Origin of the sequence: Planococcus sp. FY231025 (genome assembly GCF_052078085.1) — a bacterium.
In the GTDB taxonomy this organism is placed as follows: domain Bacteria; phylum Bacillota; class Bacilli; order Bacillales_A; family Planococcaceae; genus Planococcus.
Genome location: NZ_JBQJJG010000012.1, coordinates 40,593 through 58,179 on the forward strand (window position 1 = coordinate 40,593; position 17,587 = coordinate 58,179).

17 protein-coding genes and 1 other annotated feature are annotated in these 17,587 nt (G+C 52.9%); of the genes, 3 read left to right on the forward strand and 14 right to left on the reverse strand.

Annotated elements, in window-relative coordinates; all coding sequences use genetic code 11:
- Positions 1–78 precede the first annotated feature (78 nt).
- Positions 79–822 carry an SDR family NAD(P)-dependent oxidoreductase gene (locus tag ACTL32_RS16635; protein WP_441342514.1) on the forward strand — a complete coding sequence of 248 codons (744 nt, stop codon included), beginning with the start codon at positions 79–81 and terminating at the stop codon, positions 820–822.
- A gap of 19 nt (positions 823–841) precedes the next feature.
- Here ACTL32_RS16635 and ACTL32_RS16640 read toward each other — a convergent pair whose 3' ends face one another.
- Both ACTL32_RS16640 and ACTL32_RS16645 read right to left on the reverse strand, forming a co-directional pair.
- Entirely contained in the window at positions 842–1,081 is a 240-nt protein-coding gene (locus tag ACTL32_RS16640) for a hypothetical protein (RefSeq protein ID WP_441342515.1), read from the reverse strand.
- A 13-nt stretch (positions 1,082–1,094) separates the two neighbouring features.
- A complete protein-coding gene (locus ACTL32_RS16645; RefSeq protein WP_441342516.1) occupies positions 1,095–2,198 on the reverse strand; it encodes a nitric oxide synthase oxygenase in 1,104 nt (367 codons plus the stop codon).
- Between the two features lie 138 nt (positions 2,199–2,336).
- Here ACTL32_RS16645 and ACTL32_RS16650 point away from each other — a divergent pair, with 138 nt between their 5' ends.
- Entirely contained in the window at positions 2,337–3,128 is a 792-nt protein-coding gene (locus ACTL32_RS16650) for an HAD family hydrolase (protein WP_441342517.1), read from the forward strand.
- Positions 3,129–3,226: 98 nt separating this feature from the next.
- Here ACTL32_RS16650 and serA read toward each other — a convergent pair whose 3' ends face one another.
- Positions 3,227–4,813: a phosphoglycerate dehydrogenase gene (gene serA, locus ACTL32_RS16655; RefSeq protein WP_441342518.1), complete on the reverse strand. Its 1,587-nt coding sequence runs from the start codon at positions 4,811–4,813 to the stop codon at positions 3,227–3,229.
- Positions 4,803–5,972, reverse strand: a complete 1,170-nt coding sequence (locus ACTL32_RS16660) for a pyridoxal-phosphate-dependent aminotransferase family protein (RefSeq protein WP_441342519.1) — start codon at positions 5,970–5,972, stop codon at positions 4,803–4,805. Before ACTL32_RS16660 ends, serA begins: the two co-directional genes overlap by 11 nt.
- Before the next feature lie 80 nt (positions 5,973–6,052).
- Positions 6,053–6,277 (reverse strand) — a binding site (T-box leader).
- 234 nt (positions 6,278–6,511) lie between these two features.
- Between ACTL32_RS16660 and ACTL32_RS16665 the strand changes: the two genes are divergently transcribed.
- Positions 6,512–7,945, forward strand: coding sequence for a M20 family metallopeptidase (locus ACTL32_RS16665; protein ID WP_441342520.1), 1,434 nt, complete (start codon positions 6,512–6,514; stop codon positions 7,943–7,945).
- Between the two features lie 48 nt (positions 7,946–7,993).
- On the opposite strand, the gene ACTL32_RS16670 is transcribed toward ACTL32_RS16665, so the two are convergent.
- The 10 genes from ACTL32_RS16670 to ACTL32_RS16715 form a co-directional block, all read right to left on the reverse strand.
- The gene (locus ACTL32_RS16670) at positions 7,994–9,169 is read right to left on the reverse strand and encodes an acyl-CoA dehydrogenase family protein (RefSeq protein WP_441342521.1); all 1,176 of its coding nucleotides are present in this window, start codon (positions 9,167–9,169) and stop codon (positions 7,994–7,996) included.
- A 62-nt stretch (positions 9,170–9,231) separates the two neighbouring features.
- Positions 9,232–10,410, reverse strand: coding sequence for a CaiB/BaiF CoA transferase family protein (locus ACTL32_RS16675; RefSeq protein ID WP_441342522.1), 1,179 nt, complete (start codon positions 10,408–10,410; stop codon positions 9,232–9,234).
- Positions 10,411–10,440: 30 nt separating this feature from the next.
- On the reverse strand, positions 10,441–11,859 hold the full coding sequence (locus tag ACTL32_RS16680) for an SLC13 family permease (protein ID WP_441342523.1): 1,419 nt from the start codon (positions 11,857–11,859) through the stop codon (positions 10,441–10,443).
- A gap of 20 nt (positions 11,860–11,879) precedes the next feature.
- Entirely contained in the window at positions 11,880–12,572 is a 693-nt protein-coding gene (locus tag ACTL32_RS16685; protein ID WP_441342524.1) for a class I SAM-dependent methyltransferase, read from the reverse strand.
- Positions 12,573–12,876: 304 nt separating this feature from the next.
- A complete protein-coding gene (locus tag ACTL32_RS16690) occupies positions 12,877–13,941 on the reverse strand; it encodes a tartrate dehydrogenase (protein WP_441342525.1) in 1,065 nt (354 codons plus the stop codon).
- Between the two features lie 48 nt (positions 13,942–13,989).
- Positions 13,990–14,655: a GntR family transcriptional regulator gene (locus ACTL32_RS16695; RefSeq protein WP_441342526.1), complete on the reverse strand. Its 666-nt coding sequence runs from the start codon at positions 14,653–14,655 to the stop codon at positions 13,990–13,992.
- A gap of 86 nt (positions 14,656–14,741) precedes the next feature.
- A complete protein-coding gene (locus ACTL32_RS16700; protein WP_441342527.1) occupies positions 14,742–15,629 on the reverse strand; it encodes an NAD(P)-dependent oxidoreductase in 888 nt (295 codons plus the stop codon).
- 13 nt (positions 15,630–15,642) lie between these two features.
- Entirely contained in the window at positions 15,643–16,194 is a 552-nt protein-coding gene (locus ACTL32_RS16705) for a Fe-S-containing hydro-lyase (protein WP_441342528.1), read from the reverse strand.
- A 12-nt stretch (positions 16,195–16,206) separates the two neighbouring features.
- Positions 16,207–17,052 carry a fumarate hydratase gene (locus ACTL32_RS16710; protein ID WP_204891258.1) on the reverse strand — a complete coding sequence of 282 codons (846 nt, stop codon included), beginning with the start codon at positions 17,050–17,052 and terminating at the stop codon, positions 16,207–16,209.
- Positions 17,049–17,573 carry a PaaI family thioesterase gene (locus tag ACTL32_RS16715; RefSeq protein WP_441342529.1) on the reverse strand — a complete coding sequence of 175 codons (525 nt, stop codon included), beginning with the start codon at positions 17,571–17,573 and terminating at the stop codon, positions 17,049–17,051. Before ACTL32_RS16715 ends, ACTL32_RS16710 begins: the two co-directional genes overlap by 4 nt.
- Between the last annotated feature and the right edge of the window lie 14 nt (positions 17,574–17,587).

Sequence of the window (17,587 nt, forward strand, 5' to 3'; positions counted from 1 at the left end):
TATCTTTAATTCGAGATAAAAGAGGTGTATGCTTAAATTGTAGCAATAATTCCAAATAATCTTGAGGAGGAACTTAATATGGCAGAAAACAAAGCAATTATCATCACCGGCGGAGCGAGTGGGATTGGCCGGGAAGCGGCTTATCAATTGGCTGAGGCCGGCAATGCGATTGTTGTCGCTGATTTCAATGAAGAAGGCGCAAAAGAGACAGTCTCCGCCATCGAAGCAAAAGGAGGCAAAGCAGCAGCTTTCAAAGTCGATGTTTCCAAAGCCGAAGAAGTGGAAGCCATGGTCGATTTTGCAGTTGAGACCTTCGGAACTTTGAACGGCATTTTCAATAACGCAGGCATCGGACTCGTAAAACCGCTGCTTGAGATGGACCCGGCATCTTATCATAAAGTTATTGACGTCGATCAGCACAGCGTCTACTACGGCATCTATTACGGAGCCAAGAAAATGGTGGAGCTCGGCACTAAAGGAACTATCGTCAATACTGCTTCCATCTATGGTTCAATGGCTGCAAAAGGAAGCTTTAATTATAATGCGGCCAAAGCAGCTGTTGTGATGATGTCCAAGTCCGGCGCACTTGAGCTTGCTGACTACGGCATCCGCGTTGTCGGCGTTGCCCCAGGGTTTATCGACACGCCGATCCTTGGCAACGATCCGGAAATGAAAAAAGCGTTGTCCGCACTCCATATGCATAACCAATTGATCCAGCCTGAAAAAGTGGCCAGCGTCGTGAAATTCCTGTTCTCCGAAGAAGCTGCAGCCATCAACGGTTCAACGGTTGCAGTTGACGACGGTTTCCTAAGCTTTAAATAAATCCGAATAAAAGCCGCCTTCAGTCGAAGGCGGCTTTTTTTGGTCTCTGCTTATCCACACGGAAATATTCGGATAGTTGGACCACCCGCACATTCCGTGTATGGAGTTCATGGTAGATGCCTCTGCTGTCGGTGAACGAAATGTATTGATCCCGCTCACTGCGGACCAGCGCTTCCGCTTCTTCCTGCGACTCCACATGGATAAACCTGCGGATATAATGCTCCTCGTCAAAGAAATACGTGATTTTGAATTCTTTCATATCCATCCACCCCTTACGTAAGATAGGGAGCCTTCTGGTAAAAGTAATTCGGCTTCACCAGACTGTTATTATACGGTTTATGGAATATATGCGTCGTTGCCGGCGACAGCGGCGGAATGAGCCAGGCCCAATTGCCGGTGACAGCCCGGTCGGCCGCGGCTTCCTTTTTCTCGAAACTGCTGAACTGCTTGGCGGCGGTGTGGTGGTCGACAATCGTCACGCCTGCTTCCTGGAACGATTCCAAAACGGCGATGTTCAGTTCCACAAGCGCTTTGTCCTTCCACAGCGACCGGTTCGATGCCGTATTCAGCCCCATCATTTCCGCCACTTCCGGCAACAGGTTGTAGCGGTCTTCATCGGCCAGGTTGCGTGCCCCGATTTCCGTGCCCATATACCAGCCGTTAAAAGGCGCCAGCGGGTAGTGGATGCCTCCGATTTCCAGCTTCATCTCCGAAATGATCGGCACGGCATACCACTTCGCGCCCAAGTCCTTGAATTCCGGCCATTCCGGATGGCCAATTTCCACTTCCAGCGCCTCTTCTTTCGGCAATTCGAAAAAGCGCGGCGCCTCCCCTTTTACTTCAATGACAATCGGCAGCACATCGTAATGCGTGCCGGCCCCTTTCCAACCGAGCTTTTCACATGCCTTCGTGAATTGGAGCGAAGAAGAGTCCCCAATGACCTTCCCTTCCTGCTCATAGCCGGCATAACGCACCAATTGATGGTTCCATACCCGCACCGGTTCTGAACTTTCAAATGCAGGAGGGAATACCGTGATGGCTGGCCGGATCTTTCCGCCATTCGTCGCAAAGCGGATATGGTCCACCAGCCGTTCGAATACGCTCTCTGCTGTGGGCGTTTCCCGTTCATCAAAGACGGCAAGCGTATTCCAGAACAGGCGCCCGATGCAGCGGTTGTTGTTGCGCCAGGCCATCCTGGCACCATGTTCCAGTTCTTCGAATGTATGTGAATAACTGCCCGTTTCTTCTATCACCTGGGCAACGTCCATTAATCTTTTATTCAATTCCTGTTCACTTTTCCCCAATTCCTTGTAGCATTCCGTCAAAAACTCCGTGGCTTCCCTAAGCAAGGTGCTTGGCGCGCTGGCAGCATTCAATTTTTTCACTCCTCGTGAACATTCTAACACCGTCCGGCTGCTCCTTTCATGCGAAAAGCGGCTGGCTGCTATGCTTTTTGTGGCGATTCAAGTACACTTGGAAAAAGAGGATATTTAGGCATAAGGAGACGCGAAAAGATGGTAAAAGCGATTTTTTTCGATTTGGACGACACCCTGTTATGGGACAAGAAAAGTATAGCGACAGCTTTCCAAAAAACATGCGAATTGGCCGAACAGGCAAGCGGGAAAGATTGCAGCAGCCTTGAAGAAGCTGTACGCCTTGAAGCAACCGAACTTTATGCTTCCTACCCTACATTTCCGTTCACGCAAATGATCGGCATCAACCCGTTTGAAGGGTTATGGGGCACATTCGACGATGAAGGGCCGGATTTTCAGAAACTGAAGACCTTGGCTCCCTTGTACCGGCAGAAAGCATGGACTCAGGGCCTCCGGAGAATTGGCATCGACAATCCCGCACTCGGGCAGAAATTAGCGGACTTTTTTCCGGAGGCCCGCAAGCAGCATCCAATTCTCTATGACGAGACGCTGCGCGTTCTTGACCAATTGAAGGGCCGCTACGAACTGCTCTTATTGACGAATGGCTCGCCTGGCCTGCAGCGGAACAAGCTGGAGATTACGCCGGAAATCGCGCCTTACTTCGACCATATCGTCATTTCAGGCGATTTCGGAAAGGGCAAGCCGGATGCCGGCATCTTCGAGCACGCCCTGGCCCGTTTCGGCTACGGGCCGCAGGATGCGCTGATGGTCGGCGATAATCTCCTGACCGACATCCTCGGCGCGGAACGGGCAGGCATCCGCTCGGTCTGGATCAACCGCGAAGAAAAAGCGCCGCATGAATCCATCATTCCAACCTATGAAATCCAACACCTCGAAGAACTGCTGCAAATCCTGGAGCAGGAACAGCTTTAATGAAACAAACGGCGCACCGGATTCATCCCCGGTGCGCCGTTTGTTTTTCTTCTATATCAACAGAGTGGACCAAAACTCTTCCCCATGCCTTTTGTGCCTTACAAGCTGATGGCTTTCACCTTTTCGATTTCCGTAAGCTTTTCGAGCTGATCGAGGCTTCCCTGCTCTGCCGCTTTATCGATTGTCAGCAGCATGATGGCGTCTCCGCCGGCGTTTGAGCGCCCGACCTGCATTGTTGCGATGTTGACGTTTTCTTCTCCGAGCAATGTGCCGACCCGGCCGATAACACCCGGCCGGTCATTATGGCGGATAAAGAGGATATTGCCTTTCGGCGCCACATCGACCAGGTAATCGTCGACTTTGACGATGCGTGCGCCTTGGCCGTTCAACAGCGTCCCTGCCGCTTTCCGGACGCCCTTGGCTGTCTTGATTTCGACTGTGATCAGATTGGTGAATCCTTTGGTCGCAGTGGACTTGCTTTCAGTCACGGTGACGCCTTTCAGCTCTGCAAAATAAGCTGCGTTCACGTCATTGACGATTTCCCCGAGATAGCGTTTCAAAAGCCCTTTCAGCATATTGCGCGTCAGCGGACTGACTTCGATATTGGCAAGTTCCCCTGCATATTGGATGTTCACTTCTTCTGCGGTGCCGTCTGCCAGATCGGCCAGAAAAATGCCAAGCCGTTCGGCGAGATCGAAATACGGTTCGATCTTTGCCATGACCTCTTTCGGAACCGACGGCAAGTTGACCGAGTTTCGGACGGTACCGGTCGTGAAATAGCTGATGACGTCATTGCTGACATCCACTGCTACTATTTCCTGAGCCTCGACGGTGCTTGCCCCGAGATGTGGCGTGGCGACCACTTGCGGCAGGTCCAGCAGCCGGAAATCGACCATCGGCTCCTGCTCGAAAACATCGAGCGCCGCCCCTGCCACTTTCCCGGACTGGATGGCATCAAACAAGGCATTTTCATCGATGATGCCGCCCCGTGCGCAGTTGACGATCTGGACGCCCGGTTTCATCAGGCGGAAAGCTTCCGCGTTGATCAAATGCCGCGTCTCCTTCAGGAGTGGAGTATGGACCGTAATAAAATCAGCGGCCTTCACCACATCTTCGACACTTCCGAAATCCACACCCATCTTCTCCGCTTTTTCCGGTGTCAGGAACGGGTCATATGCGATGACGTTCATGCGCTGCCCTTTTGCACGCGCCGCAACTTCCGCCCCGATACGGCCAAGGCCGATGACGCCGAGCGTCTTGTTCTTCAGTTCCACGCCGACAAACGATTTGCGGTCCCAGTTCCGGTTGCGCAGCGCATAATATGCCTGCGGGATCTTCCGCGCCATCGACATCAGCATTGCCATGGTATGCTCGGCTGCCGAGTTCGTATTGCCGTCCGGCGCATTGACGACGATGATGCCGTGCTCAGTCGCCGCTTCAAGATCGATGTTGTCGACCCCCACACCGGCGCGGCCGATGATTTTCAAGTGCTTGGCCTTCTCGATGATTGCACGCGTCACCTGGGTCTGGCTTCTGACAAGCAGGGCGTCGAATTCGCCAATCCGCTCCCCCAGTTCATCCGGCGTCATTTTGGTTTCCATCGTAATTTCAAAGCCGTCTGCCTGGCGCAGCGGGTAGATGCCATCTTCGCTTAACGGGTCGCTGATGAGGATTTTATAAGTCATTCTGCGTCTCTCCTTCGCTTAAGTAGATTTTCTGAGCGGCTCCTACACCCTTGCCGAGTTCAATGTCTTTTCCGGATTTGATGATTCCGATTTCCATCGCAGCAATCGCCTGCAGCATATCCGCCGGCGAGCAATACCCCATGTGGCCGATGCGGAAAATCTTCTTTGCCAATTCCTGCTGGCCGCCGGCGAGTTCCATCGCGAATTCCTTTTTCATCACTTTCCGGAAAGCTTCCGGATTAAAATCATCCGGCCGGACAGCGGTGACAGTCGGCGACGCCGCAGCGTCCTCCGTCAATAGCGGAATTCCGTGCGCCTTGAACGCCGCACGCGTCATCTTCATCATCAAATTGTGGCGTGCGTATACATTTTCCAGCCCTTCTTCTTCCATCAGTGCGAGCACCTGCTGCAATCCGAATAAAATAGATAATGCCGGAGTGAACGGCGTGGTGTCTTTCTCGATGTTGTCCCGGTGCTTGATCAGATCCAGGTAGAAGCGCGGCTGCGGATTCGCTTCGATTTTCTTCCAAGCCCGTTCGCTTGCTGCGATAAATGCCAGTCCTGCCGGCAGCATGAACGCTTTTTGGGAACCGGTCACCATCACATCGATTCCCCAGTCGTCCATCCGCGTCTCTACCCCTGCCACACAGGATACGCCATCGACAATGATGAGCGCATCGGATACATTCCGCACAACCCGGGCCAGTTCTTCAACGGGGTTCAGGACGCCTGTCGACGTTTCGCAATACGTGGCAAATACGGCTTTGATGCTGCCATGCTCTTCCAGGAAAGCCTTCACCGCTTCCGGATCGAGCGCTTTGCCCCATTCCACGTCAAGCACATGAGTCTCCAGCCCGTAAGCTTTGCAGATTTTCACGAACCGGTCGCCGAACGCGCCGGTCACAACGACCGCCACTTCTTCACCCGGTGCTACCGTATTGACGACAGCTGTCTCCAGCCCTGCTGTTCCGCTTCCTGTCAGAATCATCACTTCCTGTTCAGTTCCGAACACTTTCTTCAATTTCGGCCGGATATCGGCGATCATATCCGAAGTGCTCTGGCCACGGTGGCCAATCATCGGCTGGCTCATGGCCCGCGCAACGCTCGGCGGTATCGGTGATGGTCCCGGAATCCTCAAAATTTGTTGGTCTGTCAGCATATCGTCATTCTCCTCTCTGAATTGGAAACAAATTAAAGCAAAGAAATGCAAAAAGGCCCTTCACTCCCTACATTAGAAATGTAAGGGGCGAAGAGCCTTCGATTCGCGGTACCACCCTAATTCGCTGTTTCGCAAAAAACAGCCTCATAGATCCACATGCGTAACGGACACGAACCGGATTGGCCTACTGGATTTCAGCCGCTCTATTCAGGAGTGCTGCCAACTGCCGGAACCGCTGATTTGCACCACCCATCAGCTCTCTGAAGATTCCTATGCCGTTCACTTGTCTCCGTCAAAATAGTTTGTCGAATTTTTAATTGAATTCATCATAACAAATCAAAAACAGTTGTCAATATAGAATAAATTTTCAAGTTAATTTGCAACCGTTTTCATTCTTCTAAAAGCCTTAAGCTTTGCGGCTCTAAGAAGGAGAAAAAATTTTTTATTATTTTTTCCGGTCTTTGCCTTTAGGGTATCGGCAAATAGCACCGCATTTTTTTGTTATAATGGATTTATTAATAGTGAAAGGGGCGAATTGCATGATTACAGCTTTTTCATTGAATGAATATTTGGCATCCAACCGAAACCGTTTCGAAGAGATCAGCAAGTTTATCTGGGAACATCCGGAAACCCGCTACCAGGAGTTTGAGTCCGCCCGTTTTTTGGCGGATGAACTTGAAAAGGAAGGCTTTCGGGTCGAGCGCGGCGTTGGCGGCATCGAAACCGCATTTACCGCTTCATTCGGCGAAGGAAAACCGGTCATCGGCTTTCTCGGGGAATTCGATGCCTTGTCCGGCCTGAGCCAGAAAGCGGACAGCACTGTGAAAGAACCTTTAGTTGCGGGCGGTACAGGCCATGGCTGCGGGCATAACCTGCTTGGCACCGGCGCGCTGGCGGCAGCCTATGCTGTTAAAGCTTATTTTGAGGAAAACGGCATAAAAGGAACAGTGAAATTTTTCGGCTGTCCGGCTGAAGAAGGCGGCTCCGGAAAGACATTCTTGGTGCGCGAAGGGGTATTTGACGGTCTAGATGCCGCATTCACCTGGCATCCTTCTTACGTCAATGCCATCATGGGCTTATCAAGCCTGGCGAATTACCAGGTCTACTTCCGCTTCCAGGGCATCGCTTCCCATGCGGCAAATTCGCCGCATCTCGGACGGAGTGCGCTTGATGCGGTGGAATTGATGAACGTCGGCGTCAACTACCTGCGGGAGCACGTCATTCCCGAAGCACGCATGCATTATGCCATAACCAACAGCGGCGGCATTTCGCCGAACGTCGTCCAGTCCGAAGCGGAGGTCCTGTACTTGATCCGGGCTCCGAAAGTGGCGCAAGTTGACGAAATCTACAAGCGCGTCGTGAAAATCGCCCAAGGTGCAGCATTGATGACTGAAACCGAGATGACCATTGTCTTTGATAAAGCCTGCTCGAATTATGAACCGAACCGCGTGCTTGAAAACCTGCTCTACAGCAAATTGCAGGAAGCCGGCCCGATCCAGCCGACGGCAGAAGAAAAGGCGTTTGCAGAAGGCATTTGGAACACCTTGTCCGAAGGCGAGAAAAAGAACTTTGTCGGCGGCATGGAAAGCTTCGGCTACAGCGGAGACGGCAGCGAATTTGAAGGGAAATTCCTGGCAGACATCATCGCCGCCTATGAGCCGTCCGATAAGATCATGCCGGGTTCAACCGACGTTTCGGATGTCAGCTGGGTTGTGCCGACCGCACAAGTGACCACTGCCACCAGCGCCATCGGCACTCCGCTCCACACTTGGCAGATGGTGACACAAGGCCTCAGCTCATACGCCCACAGCGGGATGCTGCTTGCGGCGCAATCGATGGCCGCTGCTGCCATCCACCTGTTTGAAAACGAAGAGGACCTGGCCGCTGCGAAAGCGGAGCATGAAAAGAAGCGAGCGAAAGAACCTTATTTCAATCCAATCCCGGAAGGCGTCAAACCTTCCGCAGTCAAATAACAAAAAAACCGGCCGCCCCCTTTTGGGATCTGCCGGTTTTTCTGTTTATTAATAAGAGCGCGGCATGCCGAGGACGTTCTGTCCGAGGAAAGCCAAAATCATGTTGTTGCTGACCGGGGCGACCTGGTACATCCTCGTCTCCCGGAATTTCCGCTCGATATCGTACTGGTCGACAAACCCATAGCCGCCGTAGGTGTCGAGGCAGACATTCGCCGCGAGCCAGCTGGCTTCGCTCGACAAGTATTTAGCGAGGTTGGCCTGTTCGCCGTACTTTTCGCCTTCGTCGTATTTCCGCGCGGCTTCATAGCGCATGAGGTCCGCGGCCTTTACAGCAGCGTAAGCTTTGGCGATCGGGAATTGGATGCCCTGGTTGGTTCCGATTTTCCGGTCGAACACGACCCGGCTGTTGGCGTATTCCGTCGCTTTATCGATGAAAAAATACCCGTCGCCGATTGCTTCCGCGGCAAGCAGCGTGCGTTCCGCGTTCATGCCGTCGAGAACATAGCGGAACCCTTTGCCTTCCTCGCCAATCAGGCAATCGAACGGGATTTTCATGTTTTTATACCAGACTTGGTTGGTTGCATAATTGAACATCGCACGGACCGGTTCTGTGACGAACGCTTCCGGCTGCTGTTCCCGGATTTCCCGCAAGTCGACGAGGAACAGGCTCAGGCCTTCGGTTTTCTTTTCCCCTACTTGTTCAGATGGCGTGGTGCGCGCCAAGAGCATCAGCAAATCCGACTGGAGCACGCGGCTCGTCCAGTTTTTATGCCCGTTGACGATATAGCCGTCCCCTGTCTTTTCAGCAAATGTCTTGATGGCCGTCGTGTTTGATCCCGCTGCTTCTTCTGTGACAGAAAATGCCTGGAAACGGATGCTGCCGTCCGCGATCCCCGGGAGGTATTTTTGCTTCTGCTCTTCGCTTCCGTGCTTAAGCAGCGCCCCCATTGTGTACATCTGCGCATGGCATCCGGCTGCATGGCCGCCTGACCGGTTGATCTCTTCAAGGACGATGGTCGCTTCTGTCATGCCGTAGCCTTTGCCGCCGTATTCTTCAGGAATCAGTGCAGACAAGTAGCCGCTTTTCGTCAACGCGTCTACAAATTCATACGGATATTCCCGTTCAAGGTCGAGCTTCCGCCAATATTCATTCGGAAAATCAGCACACAGCTTCCGTACTTCCGCACGCAATTGCTCTCGTTCCTGGACACCTAACTTCGCCATTCTCTTCTCCATCCTTTCGGTTATGCATTCTGGTTTTTTGCGGGCAGAAATCCATCGATGGGTCAGCCGCTGCCTGGTTCGGTGTAGGGCTTCAATTGGCTGTAATCAAATCCGAATTCCTTCAAGATCGCTTCAGTGTGCTCCCCTACTGCAGGAATCGGATTCATGACACTTCCGATTTGGTCTGATGTCACCGGCGGAATCAGCGCTCTGAGCTTCCCGGCCGGCGAATCTACTTCGGCCCAGCGGTTTCTCGCTTCGAGCTGTGGATGATTCCCCAACTCCCTCATCGTATTCAGCCGCGCATTGGCAATTTTCGCCTCTTCCAGGAGATCGATGATGTCCGAAGACTCCATTTCCTTGAAGACGTCCTCGATAATTGCTTTCAACGCTTCTTTATTGGCGACGCGCTTGGAATTGCTGTCGAACCGGACATCCGCTGCTAGGCCGGCATCTTTCAGCACTTCTTCACAGAACCGCGCCCATTCGCGTTCGTTCTGGATGCCCAGAAAGACCATTTTTTCGTCGCCTGCCTTGAACGGGCCATATGGATAGATTGTCGCATGGCTTGCGCCGGTCCGCTTCGGCTCCGCCTCTCCGTAGACGGAGTAATATAGCGGAAAACCCATCCACTCTGCGAGCGCTTCGAGCATGGATACTTCGATGATGGCGCCTTTTCCGGTCTTGTACCTTTGGATGATGGCTGTCAGGACGCCGGTATATGTGTACATGCCCGCTGCGATATCCGCAATCGAAATCCCCGCTTTTGACGGCGTGTCTTCGGTTCCGGTGACCGACACGAGCCCTGCTTCGCATTGGATCAGCAGGTCGTATGCTTTTTTATTGGTATAGGGACCGAATGTGCCGTAACCCGAAATCGAACAGATAATTAGCTGCGGGTATCGCTCATGGAGTTCGGCTGCACTGAAGCCGAGCCGGTCCACTGCGCCCGGTGCCAAGTTATGGATAAAGACATCCGCTTCAGACAAGAGCTTGTCCAGCACCTTCTTTGATTCCTCATGCTTCAGGTCAAGCGTGATCGATTCTTTCGAACGGTTCGTCCACACAAAGTGGCTCGACAAGCCCTTGACCGTTTCGTCATAGCCGCGGGCGAAATCCCCGGGTCCCGGCCTTTCCACTTTGATGACGCGGGCTCCTAAATCCGCGAGCTGTCTCGTGGCAAAAGGCGCGGCAACCGCCTGTTCCAAAGAAACCACGGTAATTCCTTCTAATGGCAACATATGAAAACCTCCTTTGAATATTTTTAGGTTCTAGACCAGCCCGATCCATTGCCACCAAGTGGCGGCGACAAGTATAGTGGCTGCCACTGAAATGAGGGTGGCGAAGAATCCCGGTTTCAGAAAATCTTTCTGCGTAATCATTCCGGTGCTATGTGCCAATAAATTCGGCATCGATTCCACGATGAGCATGAAGCCGAACAGGCAGGTGAGCCCTGTCGTAAAGCCGATCGCCAACGGATCGATGTTTCCTTTTTGCGCGACGCTGATGAGGATCGGCACCAGGATCACCACCGCTGTCGCCACATTCGAAATGAGCTTATGGAAAATCTGCGCCAACAGGATCACCATAATCACTGAAAGGAGCGGATTCCCGAGCATGCCCGCGAACCAGCCGGCGCTCAGGTAGTCGCTGATGGTCTCAGCGGCCCCTGTATCGGCGAAAGCATATCCCATCGATAAAGTGATGCTGATAACCAGCACCGTGTTGTAATTGATGCGAACGACCTTGTCCCATTCAGCGACGCCGATTTTCGGCAGCGTCATCAACACGACGCCAATCAGTGCCGGCAAGCTCGGATGCATGCCATGGACCGGTTCGCTGAGCCATAGGACCACGATGAACAGCAGGATCAGCAAGCTCCGGATTTCCGGTGCGCTGACCGGTCCGAGCGCCGCCATTTTCGATGCCATCTCCTGCTGGATTTCCGGGAAAAACCGGTGCTCTTCCGGCAGCGGGAAAACCTTCAGCAGCATCAGCCAGATGGAAGGCACCAGGATGATCCAAAGCGGCAGCGTATAATAAAACCATTGGAAATACGTAATCTGGATATCTGCAAAGCGGTCCAGCAATTCGACAGTGAGGATATTGCCAATTGCCGCTGTCATGACGGACGTGCCGCTGATGATGCCGCCGAACGCCACGCCCAGCATGATCATTTTCCGGAGATTGCTCCCCGGCCCCGCCTTCGTCGTCTCGATGATCATCGAGGAGACCGGCAGGATCAATGCCGAGCGGACAGCTGTTGAAGGGATGAAAAAAGCTTGGATCTGCTGGATGATGATGATGCTTCCGAGCAGCCCTTTTGCATGCCCGCCCCAGCGCTCGAGAATCCAATAGGTCATGCGCCTGATAAGGGCCGTTTCGTTGACCGCCGTTGCCAGCATCATGCCGGCCACGATCAAATATGTGGCAGGGGAAGCGAAGCCGCTGAAGACGACGGCTGCATCCCCTACTTTAAAAATGAGCATGGCGAGCAGGATGATCAATGCGGTTAGCCCGATCGGCACCGGCTCGAGCGCCCAAAGCACAACGCCTGCCACGATGATGCCGGTCATGAGCTTCGCCTGGTGGGAAAACGTATCCGGCAGCCCGTAAAAGAGAAGGAGAAACAAAGCGGCAGCCAGCGCAAAGAACGCCAGCTTTCTTACATCATCTTGCCGGTCCTTCATGTTTCCCACCACCTTCTCTTTTATTTGGCGTAGCAGAGCCAGCCGCCGAAATGGTTGGTCTTGAAAAACTTCGCAATCTTATGGAATCCTGCTTCCGCCAGCAGTTCCCTGACGGTTTCCTCAGGGACTGAAGCATCCACCAGCGTGCTTTTCATCAACGCCTCCACCTTTTCTTCCGGCAGATCGGTCATGTCGAGCCAGTAGTTTTTCCAAAGCCCGACAAGAGCTTGGAATTCTTCGTCTTCCGGATCCCCGTATTTGCTGACGAGCACAAAAGGCGCCCCCGTTTCCAGATGCGACCGCAGCTTTTTCAAGAGCGCCAGCTTGTCTGCGATTTCCGGAACGAAATGCAGCACCAGGATGCACGTCGCGCCGTCGAAGACCGCTCCTTCCGGCACATCCGCTACAGTCCCATGGATCAGCTCGACGCGGCTTTCCATCCCTTCGGCCCGGGCTTTCATCTGTGCGGCGCCGAGCATTGCCTTGGACGGGTCGACGGCAGTGAACGTCCAGCCGGGGTTTCTCGGCCCGAAAGCCTTCAATTCATTGCCGCCCCCTCCGCCTATCACAAGAACTGACGAGTTCTCGTCCAGATTCGACCGCAGAAACGTCTGGGCGAGCCGAAGCATCGGGTCATATGTAGGCAGCGTCCGCCTTACGCCTTTGTCGTATTCATTTGCAATATCGCTGTCAAACGCCATCTTGTCCGCCATTTTGCCGCTCCTTTGCATTTCTTATTTCCCGCTTCCTGACAAGGTGCGCAGCTGCCTTGCTCATGGAATATTTGAATAGCCGAAATAGTGGCAACGAGTTGAAACCGCTTACCTTTTTTCTTATGATTGGGCATTTACGGAAATAATTCCGTCACTCTATTTCGGATATTGGATACAATATTATTATTAACACCAATACTACTAAAAATTCCGACAATTGTAAACGAAGAAAAAACAGGAAATCGGAGAATGGATCTATCGCTTTTGCTGATAAATGAGTCTGCCGGTTTCCTGCTGCTTATGGTCATTTTGCGTGTTTCTGAATGGATGCAATAATGGCATCGGTCACTTCAGCCGTATTCGAACTGCCTCCGATATCGCCGGTCTTGATGCCGGACTCCAGCGTTTCTTCGATGGCGGCCAAAACGATTGCGCCCATCTCCATCTCGCCCAAGTGATCGAGCATCATTTTCGCCGTCCAGATTTGCCCAATCGGATTGGCAATGCCTTTGCCGTAAATATCCGGGGCAGAACCATGGACCGGTTCGAACATGGACGGAAATTTGCCGTTCAAGTTGATGTTTCCTGCAGGGGCGATCCCAATGCTGCCCATGATGGCCGCTCCGATATCGCTAAGGATGTCCCCGAACAGGTTGCTCGCCACAACCACGTCCAGTGTTTCCGGTTTGGTCACGAAAAACGCCGAAAGCGCGTCGATATGCTCACTTCTGGTCCGGATGTCCGGATAATTTTCAGCCATTTCCATGAACACTTCATCCCAGAACGGCATGGAATGGGCGATGCCGTTCGACTTTGTGGCGCTTGTCAGATGGCCGCCCCTTTTGCCGGCAATGTCAAAACCGTATTCCATGACACGGGAAACGCCTCTTTTCGTGAAGACGGCATTTTGGACGACAACTTCGTCCATTCCACTATGTACACGGCCGCCGATGCTGCTGTATTCACCTTCGCTGTTTTCCCGGACAATCATGATATCAAAGTCTTTCGGATCCCTGAGCGGGGAAACAAGCCCTTTGAGCATCTTTGCCGGCCGAACGTTGATCACTTGTTCAAACCCGCGGCGGATTTTCAGCAGCAATCCGCCAAGCGACACGTGATCGGGGACAAGTGTTGGGTCCCCGACCGCTCCGAGGAAAATCGCATCATAGGAGCTGAGTTGCTCAAGCCCGTCATCGGGCATCATTTTGCCGGTTTCGATATAGTACTCGCAGCTCCACGGGTAATGAGTGTAGTTGAATTTCAGTCCGCCATGCACCTGTTCGATTGCATCCAAAACGCGGAGCGCTTCAGGTACGACTTCTTTTCCAATGCCATCGCCTGGGATGACTGCAATATCCAATGTTTTCATGAATGTTTCCCCTTTTCCCTTAGCATTAATCGGCCGGCTCTTGGCCGCCTATTTTTCCGAAATCATCTGAATCAGGTTTTCCTTGGTGCGCAGAATATGCCGGATGGTCACTTCACGAAGTTTTTCCGCATCTTTTTCTTTGATAAACTGCAGCATCAGGCCATGCTCCCGGTGCGATTCCGATAAATGATTGGCAAGCAGGCTCGGCGTATACGGCGGAATCCCTTTCCAAAGCGTTTCTATGAACCCCTGGATCCTTCTCCACGGGCACCCTTCGCGGATGATCTGGTGAAAATCCGCATTCAGCTTCATGAACGTTTCCATATCATTCTCATCAGCATTCAGCTCGAGCATCTTTTTATGGATGCATTCCAGCTCCTCGATGTCTTCGCTTTCAAGGAACGGCAATGCACGGACCACTGCTTCGCCTTCAAGCATGGCCCGCAGCTGGTAGATTTCCTCGATATCGTCAACCGATACCGGCGTCACCACTGCGCCTCTTCTCGGCTCGATGCGCACCAAGCCTTCCACTTCCAGCTGACGCAGCGCTTCACGGAGCGGCATTCGGCTGACGCCGAGTTTCTGCGCCCATTCCTCCTGCATCAAGCGCTCTCCCATCTTGAATTCGCCTTTTAAGATCAATTCCCTTAATTTCGTAGTCACTTTGAATTGCAATGTCGCTCTGTCTTGTTCGGTCAATTTGAATTTCTCCATAATGGCACCCCTTAGATCTTTTCTCGTTAAAAGAAAGCATGAGGCAATTTTAGCATTTGTTCATGGTTCAGCGCATAAGGGGATTTTCAGCCTTTGATCTCAACATTGAACATTTCTTCGATGCTTTTGACGATGGCCGTATGGTCCTCGCCTCCGCGGCCTTCAGCCATCGCGCGCTTCCACAATTGGAACGAGGCACTTGAAATGAACATCGGTGCGCTTTCTTCCTCCGCCATGCTCATTGCGATTTTCAGATCCTTGACCATCAAATCGAGTGTGAAGCCCACTTCGAACTTTCTTGTCAGCACCTGGTTCGGGAATTTAAAATCGCTGGAAAAGCTGCGGCCGGTGCTCGTATTGATGACAGCCAGCATCTTCTCGGGCTCAAGCCCCAGCTTGACGCCGAGGGCCATCGCTTCGGCCGTGGCAGCAAGCGTCGTTGCCGAAATCATATTGTTCAAGGCTTTGATCGTATGGCCCGCACCTGCGTCCCCGACATGATTGATGTTTTGGCCAAGCATCGCAAGGAGCGGACGCGCTTCTTCGAAATCGCCTTCTTCCCCGCCGACCATGATCGACAACGTGCCGGCCTCCGCTCCTTTTACGCCGCCCGACACCGGGGCATCGATCATGCGGAAACCTTCCGCTTTGACCAATGCATTCAGTTCCTTGGTGACGGAAGGGATCGAAGTAGTCATCTCGATCAGCAGGCTGTCCGGCTTCATGCCTTTCAGCAGCCCTTGTTCGCCGACAAGCGTTTCTTTGACGATATAGACATTCGGCAGCACCGTAATGATGTACTGGAATTTCGAAGCCAAATCAGCGGGGCTGTCCGCCTTTTCTGCGCCCAATCCGACAAGTGCGTTCACTGCTTCTTCGTTCAAATCGTATAAGCCGACTTCCGCGCCTTGCCCAAGCAGCCGTTTCGCCATGCGGCCGCCCATATTCCCAAGTCCGATAATCCCAACTCTCATCTTTGTTCAACTCCTAGGATTCCCTGAATTTTTCAATGCCTTCCTGGTAAATATCGCCTCCGTACGCATCGTTGATCACGAATACGGGAAAATCCTCGATTTCCAATTTCCGGATTGCTTCCGGCCCTAAATCTTCATAGGCAATCACTTCAACCGATTTGATGGACCGTGAAATCAGCGCTGCCGCCCCGCCTACCGCACCGAAATAAACCGCTTTGTGCTTTTGGATGGCCTCTTTCACTTCTTCGTTCCGGTAGCCTTTGCCGATCATGCCTTTCAGCCCTTTTTCCAGAAGCCGCGGCGTGTACAGATCCATCCGGCCGCTTGTGGTCGGGCCTGCGGAGCCGATCACTTCCCCCGGCTTTGCGGGCGTCGGTCCGGTGTAATAAATGACCTGGCCGCTGACATCGACCGGAAACGGAATGCCTTCCTTCTCCTGTTCGGTCATGCGTTTATGGGCTGCATCCCGCGCTGTATAAACGGTGCCTGAAAGCAGGACCCGGTCACCCGCTTTTAATGACAGGATTGCCTCTTCCGTTAGCGGAAGCGTTATTTTCTTCTGCATCGTCGAGCCTCCTCACTTCATTACAACCGTCTGATGGCGGCTGGCGTGGCAGTTCAGGTTCACTGCTACCGGCAAAGCCGCAATATGGCAGGATTCTACTTCCACCTTCACATCAAGCGCTGTCGTACTGCCGCCCATTCCTTGAGGGCCGATTCCGAGGCGGTTGATTTCTCCGATGAGTTCTTCTTCAAGCTCCGCCACTTCCGGATCCGGATGGCGGGCGCCGACCGGCCGGAACAGCGATTTTTTCGCCAAATACGTACAGCGCTCAAAATTCCCGCCGATGCCGATGCCGACAATCAGCGGCGGACAGGCATTCGGCCCCGCCACTTTTACGACGGACAGGATGTATTCTTTGACGCCTTCCATCCCGTCGGACGGTTTGAGCATCTTCATCGCGCTCATGTTCTCGGCCCCTCCGCCTTTGGCCGTCATGTGGAGTGTCATTTCATCGCCTTCGACCAGTTCGAGATGGACAATGGCCGGGGTGTTGTTTCCGGTGTTTTTCCGGTTCAAGGGGTTGTAGATCATCGAATTCCTCAAATACCCTTCTCCATAGCCTTTCGCCACGCCTTCGTTGATGGCTTCGATCAAGCTGCCTCCGGTGATGTGGCAGTCCTGTCCAAGTTCGACGATAAAGACAGCCGTGCCGGTATCCTGGCACATCGGCACTTTTTCAGCTTTCGCAATATCAGCGTTCTCGATCAATTGCGTAAGCACTTCCTTGCCGGTTTCCGAGCGCTCTGCCGACAGAGCTTTCTTGAAAGCCGTATAGACGTCATCCCCAAGATCCGTATTGGCCCGCTGGCACATCCCTTTCACTTCTTCGACGATGTCCTGGTAATGGATTTCGCTCATTGGGTCTCCTCCTTTCTTGCTCCATGCCTGCCGGAAATGTAAAAAGTGCCCAACGCCTTTGCCACCAGCGTCCCTTTATCATCCACAACGGTGCATTCGCAGACGACGGTGCTCCGGCCTTGCCGCAAAATGACCGGCATTGCCACAAGCCGGCTGCCCTGCCCTTTTTCAATGAAGTTCACTTTCAATTCGAGCGTAAAAACTTTTTCTTCCTCCGTCAGGTTTTTCAGGATCTTGAATCCGATGGCGACATCCGCCAATGTATAGATGGCCCCGCCCTGTGCGACTCCGTATGTGTTTTCGTTCTGCAGGCCGAGCTCCATTTCTGCGGTGCCGTCCGCGTGCTGGGTGATTCCGAGGAACCTCCCTAAAAAGTGCATCGGCAGAGCGTCGGGATGCAGGGTGCGGGAGGATTCCCCGTACAGCGACAGCAAGTGTGCCACTTCGCCCAGTTCTTTTTCATTCAGCTTCGCCAATTGCTGCTGGATCACTTCCAGTTTCTCTTCATTTTTCTGTGCCATAGCTTCACCTTCAT